The following is a 1,658-nucleotide window of genomic DNA, read 5'->3' as shown; positions in this document are numbered from 1 at the left end:
CGCCAGTGACATGCCGACGCGCCGCCAGCAGATCGGCTTCGTGGCCGCGGTGTTCGGCATGTTCATGGCGATTCTGGATATCCAGATCGTGTCCAGCTCGCTCAACGAGCTGCAGGCGGGCCTGGCCGCCAGTCAGGACCAGATCTCCTGGGTGCAGACCAGCTACCTGATCGCCGAGATCGTGATGATTCCGCTCTCCGGCATGCTGGCGCGCATCTTCTCGACGCGGCTGGTGCTGACCGTCTCGGCGCTGGGCTTCACGCTGGCGAGTCTGGGCTGTGCGCTCTCGACCTCGCTGGAAGCCCTGATCGTGCTGCGCGCGGTCCAGGGCTTCATGGGCGGGGCGATGATTCCGCTGACCCAGGCGGCCAGTTTCTCGATCTTCCCGCGCCGCATGATGGGCAGCATCCAGGCGGTGATCGGCCTGGTGGCCACCATGGCGCCCTCCATCGGGCCGTCCGTCGGCGGCTACATCACCGAATACATGAGCTGGCATTGGCTGTTTCTGGTCAATCTGGTGCCGGGCATCATCGTGGCGGCGCTGGTGTGGCGCAATCTGGAGATCGACAGCGGCGACCGCGGCCTGCTCAGTCGTCTGGATACGCTGGGCCTGGCGCTGATGGCGGTCTTTCTCGGCAGTCTCGAATTCGTGCTCGAGGAAGGGCCCGGCGATGACTGGTTCGCCAGTTCGCTGATCCTGTTCTGGAGTGTGGTGTGCGCGGTGGCGGCGGTCGGCTTCTTCTGGCGCGTGCTGACGACCAGCAACCCCATCGTCGACCTGCGGGTGTTCAGGGACCGCAACTTCGCGCTGGGGGCGATCATCGGCTTCTGGATCGGCGTGGTGCTCTACGGGCTGGTCTATCTGGTGCCGCTGTTTCTCGGCTCGATTTCCGGCTTCTCCAGCGTGCAGATCGGGCAGGTGATGTTCGTCAGCGGCGTGGTGATGTTCCTGATGGCGCCGGTGGCGGGCAAGCTTTCCGACCGCATCGATCTGCGCCTGATGCTGTGCATCGGCCTGGTGCTGACCGGTCTCGGCACCGGCATGAACGTGCACTTGACCTCGGACTCGGGCTTCGATGACTTCTTCTGGCCACAGGTGATCCGCGGCGCGGGTCAGATCATGGTGCTGCTGTCGGTCTCCCGGCTGGCGATGGGACGTCTGGCGCCCCATGAGATAGGCAACGGCAGTGGCCTGTTCAACGTGATGCGCAACCTGGGCGGCGCGGTGGGACTGGCGCTGATCGACACCATCCGCGAGCTGCGTGAGGACTATCACTGGAACCAGATGATCGGGGCCATCGACCAGAGCCGCCAGGTGGTGATCGATCAGCTGGCAAGCTATCAGTCGACCTTCGCGGGGCTGGCTGATCCGTGGCAGGCCGGTGTGCAGATGATCGCCCAGCGCATCAGCATCCAGGCCGAGGTGCTGGCCTTCGACAATATCTTCCTGTGGCTGGGCGCGGTCTATGTGCTCGGCAGCGTGGCGGCCTTCCTGTTCCGTCGCCCGCAAGACCCGGCCAGCAAGGCGGATGCCAGCGAAAGTGCCGAACAGAGCCCAGCGCACTGATGGTGCCTTGCAGGCTCCTTGATCGTACTTTGAGAAAAAGTCGCATGTCGCTGAAAGACAAAGACCCGCCAATCGGCGGGGCTTTGTCTTT

At 64.2% G+C, this 1,658-nt stretch carries 1 protein-coding gene; it reads left to right on the top strand.

Annotation, left to right across the window (positions count from 1 at the left end; translation table 11 throughout):
* Positions 1–1,567 (top strand): DHA2 family efflux MFS transporter permease subunit (locus AC4FAH_RS13875; RefSeq protein ID WP_490246238.1); only part of this gene is annotated, 1,567 nt, incomplete at its 5' end.
* Positions 1,568–1,658: the final 91 nt, after the last annotated feature.

Source organism: Cobetia sp. (genome assembly GCF_983723665.1).
The sequence above is the reverse complement of the archived record's forward strand: the minus strand, read 5'-3'. Positions and strand labels throughout refer to the sequence as shown.